Genomic DNA, 18,266 nt, shown 5'->3' on the forward strand with positions numbered 1-18,266 from the left:
TTTTGCAGAGGCCGTCCGGATGGTGAACGAGTCGGTGCAGATCTATAACAACGAGCGGCCTCATCTGTCGCTGAAATACAAAACGCCCGATGCGGTGCATCGGGCGTTTTGAGGCTGAAACAGGTGTAAACCTATTTCAGGACTAGACAGTGTGGAATTTGCCCCCCGACCCTCAATAAATAAGTTGCGTGACTGATAACCTGTTGCAGAACCGGCCGGTGCTTTCCCAGTCTTACGTACAGGCCCTGACTCTTAATGAGGAAAAGCATGAAATCGCGTTTCTGGCGTTTGGCCGGTGTTGGTTTGCTGTGTGTCAGTGTCACTGCGCAAACGATGGCCGATGAGCAGCAAAACCGTGGCCATGACGGCGGGCAACATGGCCAGGGGGAGCATCAGGGTGATAACCAGGGCCAGGGTGGCAACAACCAGCCGCACCCGCAAAACGGCCAGCAGCAGAATCAGCCCCGCGCGCAGAACAATGACAACCGCCAGTCCGAGCACAACGGCCAGAATCAACATCAGAACAATGGTCAGTGGCAGAACCGTCCAGCGCCGGACTTCAACAGCCGGGTTCGCTCGCCGCCTCCACCGCCGCAGGCGCCGGCCACTGACATGCCGATCCAGCCCCGCCCCGACACCGTGCACCAGACCCAGCCGCCGCAGCGCGGTTACTACCAGGATCAGCCGCGTCGCAACGATTACAACCAGCACTGGAATGGCTACACAGGCGCACCGTCCAATGACAATCACTGGCAGGGGCGCCCGAGTGGCCATGGTAACGGCTGGGGGGCAGGCCCCAGGTATCGCCCCGGCCAGGTGATCGACCGCTTCCCCGAGCGTAACTTCCGCGTGCCTTACCGTGGCATGGATTACTACTATTCCGGTGGCTACTGGTATCGCCCGCTAGGCCCGCGTTATGAGGTGGTAGAGCCACCGCGCGGGATTCGAGTCAGATACCTGCCCGATTACGCCCAGCAGTTGTGGATCGGCGGGGCGCTGCTGTTCCTCGCGGCGGGCTCCTATTACGCCTATCAGGAAAGCACTCAGGACTACGTCGTGGTCGAGCCGCCGGTTGGCCAATCGCAACCACCCGCCGGCAACAATGGTTATGACGTGGAGGCATATCCAGCCAACGGGCAGTCGCCGGAGCAGGTCAGTCGGGATGGTTACGAGTGCTATCAATACGCGGTGCAGCAGAGTGGTTTCGATCCACGAACCGCCACCTACCAGCCAGACCCGGCGGTGGTGCAAGCCTACCGACAGGCTCAGGGCAACTGCCTGAGCAGTCGCGGTTATCAGGTGAATTACTGAGCCCGGGCGGCTTTCACCACTTCCCGCGGGTCGGCGTGCACCAGCACTTCGGCGCGCGGGTAGGCGCTGTGAATGGCTGCGGCCGCCTGATCGCTGATGCCGTGGGCGACTGACAGCGTCAGTTCCCCCGGCAACTCCAGATGCAACTGCACAAACCACTGGTTGCCGGAGATCCGCGTACGCAAGTCATGCGCACCCAACACACCGGGCACGCTGCACGCCAATTCCAGCATGTGCTGGCTGACATCCGGCGGCAGTTCTTCATCCATCAACACCGCAAAACTCTCCCGGGCGATCTGCACCGCGCTCCAAAAGATATAAGCGGCGATGCCCAGACCAAACCAGGCATCGACCTGATCCCAGCCAAACCCGGCCAGTACCAGCGCCAGCAGAATGCTGCCGTTGAGCAATATGTCCGAACGGTAATGCAGCGAGTCGGCACGCACGGCGTTGGAGCCGGTTGCCTTGACCACCCGATGTTGCAACATCAGCAAGGCCAGGGTCAGGGCGAGCGAGAACACAATCACACCGATGCTGATCCACGGCGCGCCGACCGGTTCGGGGTGTTTCAGCCGATCATAGGCATGCAACGCAATCAGTACCGCACTGCCGCCAATGAACAGCGCCTGGGCCATGCCTGCCAATGACTCAGCCTTGCCGTGCCCGTAGCGATGATCATTGTCGGCGGGGCGCAGGGCGTAATGCACCGCCAGCAGGTTGAGCAATGACGTGACGCCGTCGAGTGCCGAGTCGGTGAGCCCGGCGAGCATGCTCACCGAGCCGCTCAGCCACCAGGCGATGCCTTTGGCGACGATCAAGGTGCACGCCACCGCCACCGAGGCACGGGTCGCCAGCCGCAGCAGGCGGGCGTGTTCGGAGCTGGAGGTCATAGTGGCCATCGTTCCTTGAGGATTCCTTTGGTGCGCAGGGATTACGCGGCTGGTTGCAGGCCGAACATCGCCAGTTGTTGGGCGCTGCCTTTGCTCTGGATCAGGCGTGGATCGTCCAGCGGGAAGCTGCGGCCCAGTTCGCTTTCCAGAATAGTCTGCAACTTGCGGTTATCGACCTTGCCGTCGGGACCGATGGCGTCCTTGAGTTTTTGTGGATCGACCTGGGCGGTCTTGCCCGGCTCGAAATAAATCGCGCCAGTGGCGAAGTCCACGGCAAACGCGATCAGGCCGGGGATGATGTAGAACAACAGGCCCACGGCGTCGAGCGCGGCGATGGCCGGGTCGATCTTGCCTTCGATCTGGCCGCGGCGATCGGGGTAGAAGATCGAACCGCAGGCTGTCACTTGAGTCAGCAAGGTTGCGACCAGAACACTGCCAATCAGGCGAAAGGGAGCACGCATTTGAAATCTCCTGAGTAATCTCGAAACGAAACGTCGTCGGTATGAATTAAGACCCTGACGAACGCCTTGCAGTTCGCCGTTATACTCGGCCCTCTGTTTTGGAGCCAGCATGATTTCTTTGCCGATCGATGAAGTTTTACCCGCTCTGCGTGAAGCCCTCGCTACACGCCACGAAGCCGTGCTCGAAGCGCCGCCCGGCGCCGGTAAAACTACCCGCGTACCTTTGGTCTTGCTCAACGAGCCGTGGCTGGCCGGGCAGACCATCCTGATGCTCGAACCCCGCCGGTTGGCCGCGCGTGCAGCGGCGGAACGGCTGGCCAATGAGCTGGGGGAGAAGGTCGGCGAGACCGTGGGCTATCGCATTCGGCTCGACAGCAAGGTCGGCCCCAACACCCGCATCGAAGTGGTCACCGAAGGCATTCTCACCCGGCGTTTGCAGGACGACCCGGCACTGGAAGGCGTGGGCCTGCTGATCTTCGACGAATTTCACGAGCGCAGTCTCGACGCTGATCTGGCGCTGGCCTTGAGCCTCAATGGCCGCGAACTGTTCCGTGACGATCAGCCGCTGAAAATCCTCTTGATGTCCGCCACGCTTGAAGGCGAACGCTTGGCCGGGTTGCTCGACGACGCGCCGATCCTGCGCAGCGAAGGGCGCATGTACCCGGTGGCGATGCGCTGGGGCCGGCCGTTCCAGTCTGGTGAATTCATCGAGCCGCGTCTGGTGCAGACCATCCTCGAAGCCTTGAACGACGAGACCGGCAGCGTGCTGGTGTTCCTGCCGGGGCAGGCAGAAATCCGCCGCGTGTATCAGCAGTTGGCCGATGCCTTGGGTGAAAACACTCAGGTTCTATTGTGTCCGTTGCACGGTGAACTCGACCTCGCCGCGCAACGGGCAGCAATCGATCCGGCACCGGCGGGCAAGCGCAAAGTGGTGCTGGCCACCAACATCGCCGAAACCAGTTTGACCATCAACGGCGTACGCGTGGTGATCGATGCCGGGCTGGCACGGGTGCCGCGTTTCGACCCCGGCAGCGGCATGACCCGCCTCGACACCCAGCGCATTTCCAAAGCCAGCGCCACCCAGCGCGCGGGCCGGGCCGGGCGACTGGAACCGGGCGTGTGTTATCGCTTGTGGTCCCAGGACCAACACGAGCAACTGGCGGCCTATGGCAGTGCGGAGATCCTTTCGGCGGACCTCGCCGGGCTGGCCTTGCAACTGGGACGTTGGGGCGTGACGCCCGGGCAACTGGTGTGGCTCGACGTGCCGCCGGCCGCCGCTTATGCACAGGCTCAGGACCTGCTCGAACGCCTGGGAGCTCTGGAGGGGGACGCATTGACCCGCCACGGTCAGGCCATGGCCGAACTGCCGGCGCATCCGCGTATCGCGCATTTGCTGTTGCGTGGCCAGGCACTGGGTCTGGCGGAAATGGCCTGCGATGTCGCGGCGCTGCTCGGCGAGCGCGATATCTTGCGTGGCGGCGGGGCGGACTTGCACAGCCGACTGGTACTGCTGTCTGGCGAAGAGCGCGCCACTCGGGGTGCTCAGGGCGGTGTGCAGCGCGCACGGCAACTGGCGCGGCAGTATCGTGGTTACCTGCGCGGCAAAGCGGCGGAGCCGGTCAGCGATCCGGATCATCCGCGCTGGCTCGGCGCGTTGCTGGCGCTGGCCTATCCCGACCGTGTCGCCCAACAGCGACGTGCCGGTGGCGCTGAGTATCGTTTGGCCAACGGCCGTGCCGCACTGTTCGCCGAGGCCGACAGTCTGATGAAGCAGCCGTGGCTGGTGATCGCCGATCTGGGCAGTCGCCAGGGCCAGCGTGAGGAGCGGATTTACCTGGCGACGGACTTCGATCCGGCGTTGTTCGATTCAGTGCTGGCAGAGCAGGTGCGCTGCGTCGATCAACTGGATTGGGATGAGCGTGAAGGCGTGCTGCGGGCCGAGCGTCAGCGCAAGGTCGGTGAACTGATCCTCAGTCGCGAGCCACTCACGGGCCTCGACGAAACCGCCCGCAGTCAGGCGCTGGTGAACCTGGTGCGGCGCAAAGGCCTGGAGCTGTTGCCGTGGACCCCGGAGCTGCGTCAGTGGCAGGCGCGGGTGGCGTTGTTGCGGCAACTGGACCTCGCCGGAAAGGGTGACAGCGAGTGGCCGGATGTCAGCGACACGGCGTTGCTCAAGAGTCTGGAGCACTGGCTGATGCCGTATCTGGGCAAGGTTTCGCGGCTCAGTCACTTCGCCAATCTGGACCTGTCGAGCATCGTCCACAACCAGCTGCCGTGGCCGCTGCCACAACGCCTGGACGAGCTGGCACCGCATCATTTGAGCGTGCCGTCGGGTTCGTCGATTCGTCTGGACTACAGCGAACAGCCGCCGATTCTGGCGGTGCGATTGCAGGAGTTGTTCGGCCTGGCCGAAACCCCGCGCATCGCCGGGGGCCGGCAGGTGGTCAAGCTGCATCTGTTGTCCCCGGCGCGCCGGCCGGTGCAGGTGACTCAGGACCTGGCCAACTTCTGGCGCAGCACCTACGCCGAAGTGAAGAAGGATTTGAAGGGGCGGTACCCGAAGCACTACTGGCCGGATGATCCGCTGGTGGCCGAAGCCACCGCGCGGATCAAACCGCGCAAGTAATCGCAGCGCGATAACGTAGGAGCTGCCGCAGGCTGCGATCTTTTGATCTTAAAAAATCAACGTCAAAAGATCGCAGCCTGCGGCAGCTCCTACACGGACGGCGTTGAGCTTTCGGATTTTGCGGTCAGCTGTTCGCGGCAATAGTCCGCGAACAACTGCGCCGGTTTGGTCAGTTGCCCGCGCTTGAGCCATGCCGCCACCAGCCCCGAACCGGTGACGTCTTCGGCGATGTCCACGCACACCACTTTCTGCCCGTCGTAGGTGCACTCCGAATGCGGCTTGGTCACCAGGATCGAAAAACCGAATCCCTGGCCAACCATGCCGCGCACCATCTCGATCGACGGTGAGCTGAAGGCAATGCGTGGCGTCAGGCCCAGCTCATCGAACAGGCTGACGAAGTAGGTCCGGCTCGGCTGCACGTCCAGAAGAATCATCGGCTCCAGGCACAGGTCCCGCAGCGACACCTGCGCCTGCTGGGCAAAGCGGTGATCCGCCGGCAGCAATGCGTAAGGCCGTTGCGCCGGCATCAAGGGTTCGGTTGCGATGGTGCCGTCGAGGTCGTGCTCGTAGAGGATCGCCAGATCGAAAGCACCGGAAGTCAGGCCCTGCACCAGCTCTTGTTGCTCGCCGTCGCGGATGCGGATTTCCACCCCCGGGTACAACGCCGAAAACCCGGCGATCAATTGCGGCAGGTACAGCGGTGCGACGGTTTCGAAACAGCCGATATCGATCTGCCCGGACACCACGTCGTTGTCGGCCAGGGCGTTCTGCTCGAACTCCTTGGCCATGCGCAGCAGCTCCTGGGCCTTGCGGTAAAAGCGGGCACCGCTGGGGGTCAACGACACGCCCTGGGCGTGATGGCGGATCAGCAGTTGCACACCGAAACTGTCTTCCAGCCCTTTGATGGCCGTGGAGATCGAAGGCTGGGCGATGTACAGCTTGCGCGAGGCCTCGGCGACGCTGCCGCATTCGACGGTGGTGATGAAGTATTTCAATTGACGCAGATTGTAGGCAGCCACAGCAAACCTCGGGGGAGAACGGATCAGGCATCCTGGCAATTTGCGCGCCACCCCTATCCGCTCGGGTAGCGATTTGTTGTGGTTGAACAATAACCACATGCTGCGCCAGAAGGGAGATTGGCTACGTAGTTTTTTCTTGGCCTGCGAACACATTTTTACTGGTTTTCCACCGCTCGGGCCTGAGCGACTATCCAATACACAAGAATGTCCTCTGGAGCATCTGAACGTGTTCGAGCTTGAGTATTGGCAACGCAAAGTCGCATCCCTGCGGTTTCCCGACCATGCCGTGATCGACGGCCAGCACCGTGGGGCGCAGTCGGGGCAGACTTTCGCAGCGATCAACCCTGCCACCGGGCAATGCCTGGCCAACGTTGTCGCTTGCGGCGAAGAAGACGTGAACGCGGCGGTGCGTAATGCGCGGCAGGTCTTCGAGGCGGGTACCTGGGCGGCGCGTTCACCGACCGAACGCAAGCAAGTGCTGTTGCGCCTGGCCGACTTGATCCTCGACAACCGCGAAGAACTGGCGCTGCTCGACTCGCTGAACATGGGCAAGCCTGTCGCGGACGCCTACAACATCGACGTGCCGGGTGCCGCTGGGGTGTTCCGCTGGTACGCCGAAAGCCTCGACAAACTCTACGATCAGGTCGCGCCGAGTGCGCAGAACGTGCTGGCGACCATCACCCGCGAAGCCCTCGGCGTGGTGGCGGCCGTGGTGCCGTGGAATTTCCCCCTGGACATGGCGGCGTGGAAACTCGCGCCGGCCCTGGCCGCCGGTAACTCGGTAATCCTCAAACCGGCCGAGCAGTCGCCGTTTTCCGCCCTGCGCCTGGCTGAGCTGGCGCTGGAGGCGGGTCTTCCTCCAGGTGTACTCAACGTGCTGCCGGGCCTCGGCGAGCAGACAGGCAAGGCCCTCGGCCTGCACCCGGACGTCGATTGCCTGGTATTCACCGGCTCCACCGAAGTCGGCAAATATTTCATGCAGTACTCGGCCCAGTCGAACCTCAAGCAGGTGTGGCTGGAGTGCGGCGGCAAGAGCGCCAACCTGGTGTTCGCCGATTGCCAGGACCTGGATCTGGCGGCCGAGAAAGCCGCATTCGGCATCTTCTTCAATCAGGGTGAAGTCTGCTCGGCCAACTCGCGATTGCTGGTGCAACGCTCGATTCATGACGAGTTCGTCGAACGCCTCAAGGCCCAGGCCGAGCGCTGGTTGCCGGGGGATCCGCTGGACCCGTCGAGCGCCGCCGGGGCCATCGTCGACAGCCGTCAGACCGCGCGCATCATGAAATTCATCCAGCAGGCCGAGCAGCAAGGCGCGACCAAGGTTTGTGGCGGTCGGCAGTCGATCTTCAACGGCTCGGACAACTTCATTCAGCCGACGATTTTTACCGGCGTGACCCCGGACATGCCGCTGTTTCGCGATGAAGTGTTCGGCCCGGTGCTGGCCGTCACGGCGTTCGACGACGAGGCCCATGCCTTGCACTTGGCCAACGACAGCGTCTACGGGCTGGCAGCTTCACTGTGGACCGACGACCTCAACCGCGCCCATCGTGTGGCCCGACAATTGCGGGCCGGTACGGTGTCGGTCAACAGCGTTGATGCGCTGGACGTGACCGTGCCTTTTGGCGGCGGCAAGCAGTCGGGTTTCGGCCGCGACCTGTCCCTGCATTCATTCGATAAATACACCCAGTTGAAGACCACCTGGTTTCAATTGCGCTGATAACAAAACGGAGAACTGGCGATGACCACATCACGTGACACCCGCGACTACCAGGCCGCCGACGCTGCGCACCACATCCATGCGTTCGTCGATCAGAAAGCCCTCAACGAAGAGGGGCCACGGGTGATGGTCCGTGGCGAACGCCTGCACCTGTGGGACAACGATGGCCGGCGTTACCTCGACGGCATGTCCGGGTTGTGGTGCACCAACCTCGGTTACGGGCGCAAGGACCTGGCCTTTGCTGCGAGCCAGCAACTGGAGCAGCTGCCGTACTACAACATGTTTTTCCACACCACCCACCCGCAGGTGATCGAGCTGTCCGAGCTGCTGTTCAGCCTGCTGCCGGGTCACTACAGCCACGCGATCTACACCAACTCAGGCTCCGAAGCCAACGAGGTGTTGATCCGCACGGTGCGTCGCTACTGGCAGGTGCTCGGCAAGCCCGAGAAGAAAATCATGATCGGCCGCTGGAACGGTTACCACGGTTCGACCCTGGCTGCGACGGCACTGGGTGGCATGAAGTTCATGCACGAAATGGGCGGCATGATTCCGGACATCGAGCACATCGATGAGCCGTACTTCTTCGCTCATGAGGGCAACCTCACGCCGGTGGAATTCGGTCTGCGTGCAGCGCAACAGCTGGAAGCGAAGATTCTCGAACTGGGCGCCGACAAGGTTGCAGGCTTCATCGCCGAGCCGTTCCAGGGCGCCGGCGGCATGATCTTCCCGCCGGAAAGCTACTGGCCGGAAATCCAGCGCATCTGTCGCAAGTACGACGTGCTGCTGTGCGCCGATGAAGTGATCGGCGGCTTCGGTCGTACCGGCGAATGGTTCGCCCACGAGTACTTCGGTTTCGAGCCGGACACCCTGTCCATCGCCAAGGGCCTGACCTCGGGCTACATCCCCATGGGCGGCTTGATCCTGTCGAAGAAAATGGCCTCGGTGCTGGTGGAGCAGGGTGGCGTGTTTGCCCACGGCCTGACCTATTCCGGGCACCCGGTGGCGGCGGCGGTGGCGATTGCCAACCTCAAGGCGCTGCGCGATGAAGGCGTGGTGACGCGGGTCAAGGATGACATTGGTCCGTACCTGCAACAGTGCCTGCGCGAAGTGTTCGGCAAGCACCCGCTGGTGGGCGATATCCAGGGCACGGGCATGGTCGCGGCGCTGCAACTGGCTGAAGACAAAACCAGCCGCAAGCGCTTTGCCAACGAGAACGACATCGCCTGGCGCTGCCGCACCATTGGTTTCGAGGAGGGGGTGATCATTCGCTCGACCTTGGGCCGGATGATCATGGCGCCGGCGTTGATTGCCAGCCGTGAAGAGATTGATGAGCTGATCAGCAAGACCCTGAAAGCGGTGGATCGTACGGCGCAGGAATACGGCCGGCTCTGACTTTGTAGCGCTCTAGCGGGCCTCTTCGCGGGCAAGCCCGCTCCCACAGGATTTGTGTCGGCCGCACGTTTTGGGCACGACACATAACCTGTGGGAGCGGGCTTGCCCGCGAATGCTATGGCCGATTCAACACATTTTTCATGCCTTGCACTGACCTTGTGCATCCTCGCCATTGCCGCCTTTTAGCAGTGCGCGCTAACGAGTTTTTTCATCGTTCGCATCCACATATTTCCTCATTTTCCTAATCCCGCCCTTAGGCCAACATCGATCTCGCCAGCCCGCCGAATGCTGCCCGCCGAAGGGTCCCCGAGAGACCACAGGTTGCAGCCGATTCAGAGCTCGCCGTACTGCCCATGACAAAACTAAATCAACAGCTTTGGGAGTGCTCCATGATCAAGTCCTTGCTTACGCGCGTTGCCCATCCACTGGCGGTCACCGCCATCGCCGCGACGGTCGCCACCAGCGCCCAGGCCGGCACCCTGTCCATCGGTCATACCACCTGGGTCGGCTACGGCACCCTGTACCTGGCCCAGGACCTTGGCTACTTCAAGGAAAACGGTTTGACCGTCGAGTTGCCGGTGGTCGAAGAAGCGGCGATGTACATGGCCGCACAAGCCTCCGGCGAGTTGTCCGGCTCGGCGTCGACCATCGACGAGGTGCTCAAGTACCGTCCGCAATTCTGCTTCAAGGCTGTGGCCGCGCTGGACGACAGCCATGGCGGCGACGGCGTGCTGGTCGGCAAGGACGTCAAGAACCTGCAGGAGCTCAAGGGCCAGGCCGTGGCAGTAAACGAAGGTTCGACTTCGCAATTCTGGTTGTCGTATCTGTTGAAAAAGAACGGCATGAAAATGAGCGACATCACCGTGCAGAACATGACGGCCGACGACGCCGCCACCGCGTTCATCGCCGGTCGCGTACCGGCTGCCGTGACCTGGGAACCGCACCTGTCGATGGTTCGCGACAAGAAGCAAGGCAAGGTGCTGGTCGACAGCAGCAGCACACCGGGGGTGATCGTCGATGTGGTCGCACTGAACTGCACCGTCATCGAAAAACAGCCGGAAGACGTCAAGGCACTGGTGGCCGGTTTGTATAAAGCCGTGCAGTACACCAAGGATCATCCACAGGAAGCCTACAAAATCATGGCCAAGGGCGTTGGCGGTTACCTGGCCGATCCGAAGGAGCTGGAAGCCGCCGCCCAGGGCGTGCGCTTCTACGATCAGGCCATGAGCGAAAAACTTCTGGGCGCACCGGGCAAGCCGGGTGACAGCGCGCCGCTGATCAAGCTGGCCAACGAGACCGCCAGCGAGCTGCAAGGCAAGCCCTACAACGTCAGCAATGACGACCTGATCGACAACCGCTTCGTCACCCCGCTCTAGGAGGCTGCATGTTCAAGCGCAATTCATGGCTGAGCCGTTGCATCACGCCCAAGACCGGATTGCCGGTCTCGGTGATCTGGAGCGCGAGCGGTCTTGCCTGGGTGCTGTTGGTCGGCCTGTGGGCCGGCTTGTCCTACGGTGGCGTGGTGCCGGGCATGTTCCTGCCGACGCCGGGCGCGGTGGTCGAGGCCGCCGTGCGCCTGGGGCGCGACGGCACCCTCGGCCAGCATGTGTGGGCCAGTGTCGAAGTGGTGATGGTCGGCTTCATCGTGTCGTCCCTGGTGGCGGTACCGCTGGGACTGCTGATGGGCAGCTTCCGCATCGTTCAGGCGTTCCTTGAGCCACTGGTGAATTTCATTCGCTACCTGCCGGTGACCTCGTTCGTGCCGCTGTTCATCCTGTGGATCGGCATCGGTCTGGAGCAGCGGGTGTCGGTGATCATCTTCGGCGTGTTCTTCCAGCAACTGGTGATGATCGCGGACGTGTCCAAAGGCATCTCCAAGGACCTGATCAATGCCTCCTATACCCTCGGTTCGAACCGTCGTGACGCGGTGCTGCATGTGATCGCCCCGGCGTCCCTGCCGGGCGTGCTCGACACTTTGCGGGTGACCATGGGCTGGGCCTGGACTTACCTGGTGGTGGCTGAACTGGTCGCCGCTTCCAGTGGCCTGGGTTACCTGAGCCTCAAGGCCATGCGTGGCTTTCAGGTGGATGTGATTTTCCTCGCCATCGCGATCATCGGCCTGCTGGGCCTGGTCACCGATCAACTGTTCCGTTTCCTACGTCTGAGGATCACCGCATGGGCTCAGTAACCGCCGCCACTCATCGTTTTGTTGCCCCTCAGGCTGCCCCGGTGAACGCCCCTCGGCTGCAAGTGGACAAGGTCAGCCTGCGTTACAAGAAACCCGATGGCGGTACCTTTACCGCGTTGGAAGAAGTGTCGTTCGAGGTGCCGGACCAGCAATTCGCGGTACTGGTGGGGCCTTCGGGTTGCGGGAAGTCGAGCCTGCTATACCTCACCGCCGGCCTGGCCGAACCGACATCAGGCGAGATTTACGTCGGCGGCCAACAGGTGGAAGGCCCCGGTGCGGATCGCGGCATGGTGTTCCAGAGCTACACGCTGTTCCCGTGGCTGACGGTGCGCCAGAACGTCGAGTTCGGCCTCAAGCGGCGCGGCATGCCAGCGGCGCAACGCAAGGACATCGTCGATTACTACGTCAATGAGGTGGGCCTGAGCGGCTTTGCCGACAACTACGCCAAGCAGCTGTCTGGCGGGATGATGCAACGCGTGGCGATTGCCCGGGCGCTGGCGAACGACCCGCAGATCCTGCTGATGGACGAACCCTTCGGCGCCCTCGACAGCCAGACGCGCCTGCAAATGCAGCAGTTGTTGCTGCGGGTGTGGGGCAACAGCAAGAAGACGGTGTTGTTCGTGACCCACGACATCGACGAGGCGATTCTGCTGGGCGATCGGGTCTACGTCATGGGCGCCAGACCTGGCCGGATCAAACAGATATTGGATGTGCCGATTGAGCGTCCACGCAACCTGGACATGGTCATGGAGCGCTCGTTCATCGAGATGAAGCGCGAGATCTTCGGGTTGCTGCATGATGATCTGGAGGAGGTGCATTAAGTCGGGCATACACAGACCCTGTGGGAGCGAGCTTGCTCGCGATGGCGGCGGCACATTCAACACATCTGTGTCTGATGAACCGCTATCGCGAGCAAGCTCGCTCCCACAGGTTATGTGTCTGACTGGAGTGAGGTGTCAGGGTGCAGCCGGCAACAGGAACCGCGCAATCACCGGCAGATGATCGGAGATTCGCAACGTATCGTCCTGCCGCACCATCGCCTCCACCCGTTTGATCCGCGGGCTGTAGAACAGGTAGTCGACGGTCCGGTCCGGTCCGTTCAGCCCGGGATCGTTCGGGTAATGGGTCAGCCAGCGTTCGCGGTCGATACCACTGGCTTCATTGTTGCTCGGGATCATCGGGTACTTGTCCCACAGCAGGTGTAGCGGGCTGTCGGCGGAGTAGGGTGCGCGTTGCGCATCGGACAGGCGCCGATACTGGCCCAGCGGTAACAGGTTGAAGTCCCCACCGATCAGCCACGGCGTGCCACGGCTTTCGAGTTTATCGAGGGCCCTGACCACGGCGGTCACCTGGTTTTGCAAGGCATTGTCAGCTTGGGTGGCGCGGTCCAGATGGGTATTGAGCACCGTTATTTGTCCGCCATCACTCAACGGCAAGTAGCTCACCAGCAAGGCGTCTTTGGGTTTGAATTGGCTGCTGACCGGATTTCCCGAGGCGATGGGCAGTTGCAGCCGTTCGGCATGTTCGATCTGGTAACGGCTCAGGGTCGCCAGTTGCCGGCCGACACTGCCGAAAATGTGCGGGTTCGGCACGAAATCGGCCTTCCAGTCGAATGCGCTGGTGCCACAGGGATACAAGTCGGCGAGCCGTTCTTGCAGCAGTTTGAACTGGTGCTGGTAATCACTGGCCTTGGCGCCATCGTCCAGTTCCTGCAACAGCACGATGTCCGGCTGTTCGTCGCGAATCACCCGCGCCACTTCGTCGAGGCTGAAAGCCATGTCTTCCGCTGTGGGACGTTCGTCGGGACCGGCGGCCAGGTCATTCCAGAACACGTAACGCTTGCCGGCAAGGTACTGGACGTTCCAGGTCATCACCTTCAACGCCTGCCCGGGGACCAGGGTGGGTGCCTGGGCGCTGCAACTGACTGGCAAAACTTCTTTGGCGTCGGGGCGCCAGGTCAGGCTGTAGATCATCACGGCGATCAGGCCGATCACGATCAGCAGGCCCAGCAGGGTGTAGCGCAGTAGACGGGTCATGGCTCGGCTTATTGGCGTTACAAAATTGTTCCCGAGCATACCCGAGAGCGATGGTCGCGCCCAAGGTCAGAGCGAGCTGTCATTTCTTTCAGTCAACGGGTTGATCAGCATGAACAGACGGAACAACACCACGCTGGTAAACAGCTGCAGGAAACTGTGGGCGCTGTCGATAAGCAGCGAGATCACCGGGTTTTGCGGTTCCGGATACACCGCCAGGGTTGCCCCCTTGAGCAGCCACAACGGCCCCATCACACTCAGGATGCACAGCAGGATGCGCAGAAAATGACCTTTGGTCATGCGCAGGCTTTCCTTCATGGCTGCCAGCGGCGCCAGGCCACGCAACACCAGCAGGTATTCGCCAAATGCCAGGGTCACCATCAGGTAGATACCCGGCAGGAAGTACAGTGACAGGCCCAGCAGAATCAGCACGGTATTGAGCGCCGTCAGCAGGGCGAAGCGTGGCCACAGGCTCGCCGCCGTCGCCAGCAGGTCGCGGTTGCGCGGCGACTCGCCGCGGCTGCGGGCGTCGAGAAACAGAATCAGCGCGGCGGTGTACAGCGGGTACACCAGCAAGCCGACAATCACGCTGATGCCGGGGAAACTGTCCGGCTCCGTGGAGTGGTCGACCACTTGTTGCAGCAGCGCCTCAAGCATCACCAGCGGCAGGCACAGCTGCACGATCTGGCCAAGATTGCGCTTGAAGAAATACAGCGAGTCACGCAGGACATCTAACGGATTCATCAGTGGGTATCGCAGGTTGGAAGCAGTCGCTCACTTTAACCGATCAAGTGCTCGGGGACGCAAACGTAAACGTTCGGTAAAGGTCATTGAAACATCTTGTTTCAGCCTCCATTAAGGTCGAGCACCTTATCCTCAGTGGAAAAGGGCAACGATTTCCCCCGGCAATCTACGAGGTCGCCATGAACAGCGAAGAACAAACCCTGATCGATGGACTGTTTTCCCGGCTGCAACAGGCCGAAACGGACTCAGCCCCGCGCGACGCCCAGGCCGAGGCGCGGATCAAGGAACACCTGACGCGCCAGCCGGCGGCAGGTTATTTCATGACCCAGGCGATTCTGGTGCAAGAGGCGGCGATCAAGAGCCTCGATGAACAGAACAAGCAACTGACCGGGCAAGTCCAGCAGTTGCAGGCCGAATTGCAACAGGTCAAGGCTCAGGCAGCCCCGGCTCCGGCTCCGAGTAACGGTGGCTTTTTGTCGAGTATTTTTGGTGGCGCTTCCCGTGATCCACAACCGGCACCCACCCAGAGCGCACCGCCATCGAGCGGTGGCTGGCGTGAGCCGGGACGCTCGTCGTTCGGTTCGCAACCGCCACAGCAGAACTTCGGTGCCCCACAGCAGAACTTTCCACAGCAAGGCTATGCGCCGCAACAGCAGGCTCCGGCAGCGGCCGGCAGCAGTTTCCTCGGTGGTGCGCTGAAAACCGCCGCCGGCGTGGCGGGTGGCGTGATGCTGGCACAAGGCATCAGCAGCCTGTTCCATCACAATCAGCAACCGGAAGTCGTCGAAGTCATCAAGGAAGAGCCGGCCAAGGTCAATGACCAGGGCAACAATGGCTGGGGCGATGACCAGCGCATGGCCGGTAACGACTCCTACGGCAACGATCAGGGCGGGTTCAGCGACGCCGACTACAGCGATGACAACTCATCGTTCTTCGGCGGCGACGACGATTCCTTCGTCTGACACATATGTGGCAAGGGAGCTTGCTCCCTTGCCACATAGCTGATTATTCGCGGAACAATCCTTTGGGCTGGCATACTGGGCGACCTTTCGGGCCTGGTGCCTGATTCAGCCTTGAGGAAAGCCGGTGAAAAAAATCGCAGTGTTCGCCGATGTCCAGAACCTCTACTACACCGTGCGTCAGGCTTATGGTTGCCACTTCAACTACGCCGCACTGTGGGCTGACATCAGCAAACAGGGCGAGATCGTCGAAGCCTACGCCTACGCCATCGACCGTGGCGACAGCAAACAGCAGCAGTTCCAGCAGATCCTGCGCAACCTCGGTTTCACCGTGAAGCTCAAGCCGTACATCCAGCGCAGCGATGGTTCGGCCAAGGGCGACTGGGACGTGGGCATTACTCTCGACATCATGGATGCCGCCGACCATGTCGATGAAATCGTCCTGGCCTCCGGCGATGGTGATTTCGACATGCTGCTGGAACGCATCATCAGCAAGCACGGGGTGCAGGCGGTGGCCTACGGCGTGCCGGGCCTGACCGCCAACTCGCTGATCCGCGCCGCCAGCCGCTACGTGCCGATCGAAGGCGCGTTGTTGCTCAAGAATTGATTTTTACGGAGTTGAACCAGGTTTGGAACGCATAGCAGTCATCGACTTCGAAACCACCGGGATCTCCCCGAGCAGCAGCTGCCGGGCCACGGAAATCGCCGTGGTGATCCTTGAACAGGGGCGCATCGTCGAGCGTTACCAAAGCCTGATGAACGCCGGTGTGCGCGTCCCGGCCTTCATCGAGCAACTCACCGGCATCAGCAACGCCATGCTGCGTACGGCGCCGTCGGCGGAGCAGGTGATGAACGAAGTGAATGAATTCGTCGGCACCACGCCACTGCTGGCGCACAACGCCGCATTCGACCAGAAGTTCTGGGACTTCGAACTGGGGCGAATCAAACGCACCCGCTTGCAGAACTTTGCCTGCTCGCTGCTACTGGCCCGCCGGCTGATGCCCGCCGCGCCGAACCACAAGCTCGGCACCCTCACCACATTCGCCAACCTGCCCCACACCGGCAAGGCCCACCGGGCCATGGCCGATGCCGAGATGGCCGCCAACCTGACGGCGCACCTGGCCGAGGAGTTGCGGCACAAGCATGGCTTGCGCGAGCTGTCCCATGACTTGTTGTGCAAATTGCAGAAAGTGCCGGCGGCGAAGGTGAACGAACACCTCAAGCGCTATCGCGGATTCTGAATTCACCACACATCCCCTGTAGGAGCTGCCGAGTGAAACGAGGCTGCGATCTTTTGATCTTGATCTTTAAAATCAACGTCAAAAGATCGCAGCCTCGTTTCACTCGACAGCTCCTACAGTCCTACAGAAAGCTATTTGCCATTGCCTTCGATATGCCCCAACGGCACCCGCTTCTCGATGGCGCTGGACAACACAATCGACGTCTTGCTGAACCCGAACGTTGCGATCCGGTTGATCAGTTCTTCCAGCTCCGGCATCGAGCCCACAGCCGCTTGCATGATCACGCATGGGTCACCCGTCACCCGATGGCATTCGGTCAATTGCGGGATTTTGATCAGGTCGTCGTAGGCTTTCTGGTTGCCGTGCTGGTTCAGGCGCAGTTCGATCACGCACTGGATCGGCAGGCCGAGCTTGGCCATGTCGACCTTTGCCTGATAGCCGGTGATCACGCCGCTGGCTTCGAGCTTGGCCACGCGCTCGGCCACCGCCGGGGCGGACAGGTTGACCTTGCGCGCAAGGTCCGCGTAGGACGCGCGACCGTTTTCCAGCAGGGCGCTGAGCAGCATGCGGTCGTACTTATCCATCGCGGTGACTCCTGAAAATGACCGACTTTCGAAAACACGGTTTATAGCGCTTAACTCCGTGTTTTGAAAAGTGTACTGGCGCTTTAAACAGGTTTTGTAACTTATTTTTCGACGCTGGCCTTTCTAGAATAGCCGTTCACTTGTCCTTGCCTGTGAGCTGCCCCATGTCCGGCCTTCGTCGCTTTCCCTTACCCTTGATCGCTGCCTTCTTCGCCTTGTATGTGATTTGGGGCTCGACCTACCTGGTGATCCGCATCGGCGTGGAATATTGGCCGCCACTGCTGCTTGCCGGCATCCGCTTCGTCATCGCCGGAACGTTGATGTACGCCTTCCTGCGCTGGCGAGGGGCACCGGCGCCGACCTGGGCACAGTGGAAGGCCGCCGGGGTTATCGGTGTGTTGCTGCTCGCCTGTGGTAATGGCGCGATCAGTGTTGCCGAGCACACCGGTGTGGCTTCCGGTGTCGCCGCGTTAGCGGTGGCGACGGTGCCGCTGTTTACCTTGCTCTGCGGCTATTTCTGGGGTGCACGTAATACCCGTCTCGAATGGGCAGGGATCGTGCTCGGGCTGGTCGGTATTGCCATGCTCAATCTCGGCTCCAACCTGCAATCGAGCCCGCTGGGCGCGGCCCTGCTGATTTTCGCGGCGGCGACCTGGGCCTTCGGCTCGGTGTGGAGCAAGCATCTGCCATTGCCTCAGGGCGCAATGGCCAGTGCCGTGGAAATGCTGGTGGGCGGCGTGGTGCTGCTGATTGGCAGCGCGGTAAGCGGTGAACACCTGGAAAAGATGCCGCCGATCGAAGGCTGGGCCGCGCTGGCCTACCTGACCGTGTTCGGTTCGATCATTGCCTTCAACGCTTACATGTACCTGTTGAAACACGTGCGCCCGGCGGCGGCTACCAGTTATGCCTACGTCAACCCGGCGGTGGCTGTGTTGCTGGGGATCGTGTTCGTCGGCGAAACCATCGGTATCGAAGAAGCCCTGGCGATGGCGGTAATCATCAGCGCCGTAGTATTGATTGGCCTGCCGCAGTGGCGTCGCACGCCAGCGCGGCCAGTGGTGGCGACGGTAGTACCGACAGAATCCCGTGTGAATTAGGGTA

18 protein-coding genes are annotated in these 18,266 nt (G+C 61.6%); 12 read left to right on the forward strand and 6 right to left on the reverse strand.

The window, feature by feature from the left end; all coding sequences use genetic code 11:
- A partial coding sequence (locus AC1DKH_RS26740; protein WP_477798863.1) for an integrase core domain-containing protein occupies nucleotides 1-112 on the forward strand: 112 nt, incomplete at its 5' end.
- A gap of 155 nt (nucleotides 113-267) precedes the next feature.
- Nucleotides 268-1,311 (forward strand): DUF6515 family protein, encoded by a 1,044-nt coding sequence (locus tag AC1DKH_RS26745; protein ID WP_477799824.1) that lies wholly within the window; start codon nucleotides 268-270, stop codon nucleotides 1,309-1,311.
- Here AC1DKH_RS26745 and AC1DKH_RS26750 read toward each other — a convergent pair.
- Both AC1DKH_RS26750 and AC1DKH_RS26755 read right to left on the reverse strand, forming a co-directional pair.
- Nucleotides 1,305-2,201: a cation diffusion facilitator family transporter gene (locus AC1DKH_RS26750; RefSeq protein ID WP_477755747.1), complete on the reverse strand. Its 897-nt coding sequence runs from the start codon at nucleotides 2,199-2,201 to the stop codon at nucleotides 1,305-1,307. The genes AC1DKH_RS26745 and AC1DKH_RS26750 overlap by 7 nt on opposite strands.
- Before the next feature lie 41 nt (nucleotides 2,202-2,242).
- Complete coding sequence (locus tag AC1DKH_RS26755) at nucleotides 2,243-2,662, reverse strand: polyribonucleotide nucleotidyltransferase (protein ID WP_477759722.1); 420 nt, start codon at nucleotides 2,660-2,662, stop codon at nucleotides 2,243-2,245.
- 109 nt (nucleotides 2,663-2,771) lie between these two features.
- Here AC1DKH_RS26755 and hrpB point away from each other — a divergent pair, with 109 nt between their 5' ends.
- Complete coding sequence (hrpB, locus tag AC1DKH_RS26760; RefSeq protein WP_477799825.1) at nucleotides 2,772-5,288, forward strand: ATP-dependent helicase HrpB; 2,517 nt, start codon at nucleotides 2,772-2,774, stop codon at nucleotides 5,286-5,288.
- Nucleotides 5,289-5,377: 89 nt separating this feature from the next.
- Here the strand turns inward: hrpB and AC1DKH_RS26765 are convergent, their stop codons facing one another.
- Nucleotides 5,378-6,307, reverse strand: a complete 930-nt coding sequence (locus AC1DKH_RS26765) for a LysR family transcriptional regulator (protein WP_477799826.1) — start codon at nucleotides 6,305-6,307, stop codon at nucleotides 5,378-5,380.
- A 226-nt stretch (nucleotides 6,308-6,533) separates the two neighbouring features.
- Here AC1DKH_RS26765 and AC1DKH_RS26770 point away from each other — a divergent pair, with 226 nt between their 5' ends.
- From AC1DKH_RS26770 to AC1DKH_RS26790, 5 genes are all read left to right on the forward strand, one after another.
- Nucleotides 6,534-8,024, forward strand: coding sequence for an aldehyde dehydrogenase (locus AC1DKH_RS26770; RefSeq protein ID WP_477799827.1), 1,491 nt, complete (start codon nucleotides 6,534-6,536; stop codon nucleotides 8,022-8,024).
- Nucleotides 8,025-8,045: 21 nt separating this feature from the next.
- Nucleotides 8,046-9,416 (forward strand): aspartate aminotransferase family protein, encoded by a 1,371-nt coding sequence (locus AC1DKH_RS26775; RefSeq protein WP_477799828.1) that lies wholly within the window; start codon nucleotides 8,046-8,048, stop codon nucleotides 9,414-9,416.
- Nucleotides 9,417-9,805: 389 nt separating this feature from the next.
- Nucleotides 9,806-10,792, forward strand: a complete 987-nt coding sequence (locus AC1DKH_RS26780; RefSeq protein WP_477799829.1) for an ABC transporter substrate-binding protein — start codon at nucleotides 9,806-9,808, stop codon at nucleotides 10,790-10,792.
- Nucleotides 10,793-10,800: 8 nt separating this feature from the next.
- Nucleotides 10,801-11,604, forward strand: a complete 804-nt coding sequence (locus AC1DKH_RS26785; protein ID WP_007990681.1) for an ABC transporter permease — start codon at nucleotides 10,801-10,803, stop codon at nucleotides 11,602-11,604.
- On the forward strand, nucleotides 11,592-12,425 hold the full coding sequence (locus AC1DKH_RS26790; protein WP_007975815.1) for an ABC transporter ATP-binding protein: 834 nt from the start codon (nucleotides 11,592-11,594) through the stop codon (nucleotides 12,423-12,425). The genes AC1DKH_RS26785 and AC1DKH_RS26790 overlap by 13 nt, the downstream gene beginning before the upstream one ends.
- A gap of 135 nt (nucleotides 12,426-12,560) precedes the next feature.
- Here the strand turns inward: AC1DKH_RS26790 and AC1DKH_RS26795 are convergent, their stop codons facing one another.
- Complete coding sequence (locus AC1DKH_RS26795) at nucleotides 12,561-13,640, reverse strand: endonuclease/exonuclease/phosphatase family protein (RefSeq protein WP_477799830.1); 1,080 nt, start codon at nucleotides 13,638-13,640, stop codon at nucleotides 12,561-12,563.
- A 66-nt stretch (nucleotides 13,641-13,706) separates the two neighbouring features.
- A complete protein-coding gene (locus tag AC1DKH_RS26800; RefSeq protein WP_477755000.1) occupies nucleotides 13,707-14,381 on the reverse strand; it encodes a YciC family protein in 675 nt (224 codons plus the stop codon).
- Nucleotides 14,382-14,560: 179 nt separating this feature from the next.
- Between AC1DKH_RS26800 and AC1DKH_RS26805 the strand changes: the two genes are divergently transcribed.
- The 3 genes from AC1DKH_RS26805 to AC1DKH_RS26815 all read left to right on the forward strand — a co-directional run bounded on the left by AC1DKH_RS26805 (nucleotide 14,561) and on the right by AC1DKH_RS26815 (nucleotide 16,581).
- Nucleotides 14,561-15,343: a DUF2076 domain-containing protein gene (locus AC1DKH_RS26805; RefSeq protein ID WP_477799831.1), complete on the forward strand. Its 783-nt coding sequence runs from the start codon at nucleotides 14,561-14,563 to the stop codon at nucleotides 15,341-15,343.
- A gap of 124 nt (nucleotides 15,344-15,467) precedes the next feature.
- Entirely contained in the window at nucleotides 15,468-15,947 is a 480-nt protein-coding gene (locus tag AC1DKH_RS26810; protein ID WP_007990686.1) for a LabA-like NYN domain-containing protein, read from the forward strand.
- Nucleotides 15,948-15,969: 22 nt separating this feature from the next.
- Entirely contained in the window at nucleotides 15,970-16,581 is a 612-nt protein-coding gene (locus AC1DKH_RS26815) for a 3'-5' exonuclease (protein WP_477755002.1), read from the forward strand.
- 131 nt (nucleotides 16,582-16,712) lie between these two features.
- On the opposite strand, the gene AC1DKH_RS26820 is transcribed toward AC1DKH_RS26815, so the two are convergent.
- The gene (locus AC1DKH_RS26820; RefSeq protein WP_007990688.1) at nucleotides 16,713-17,165 is read right to left on the reverse strand and encodes an Lrp/AsnC family transcriptional regulator; all 453 of its coding nucleotides are present in this window, start codon (nucleotides 17,163-17,165) and stop codon (nucleotides 16,713-16,715) included.
- A gap of 164 nt (nucleotides 17,166-17,329) precedes the next feature.
- On the opposite strand from AC1DKH_RS26820, the gene yedA reads away from it, so the two are divergent.
- On the forward strand, nucleotides 17,330-18,262 hold the full coding sequence (gene yedA, locus AC1DKH_RS26825; RefSeq protein WP_477799832.1) for a drug/metabolite exporter YedA: 933 nt from the start codon (nucleotides 17,330-17,332) through the stop codon (nucleotides 18,260-18,262).
- Nucleotides 18,263-18,266 lie beyond the last annotated feature (4 nt).

Source organism: Pseudomonas sp. 05L36 (genome assembly GCF_056398125.1).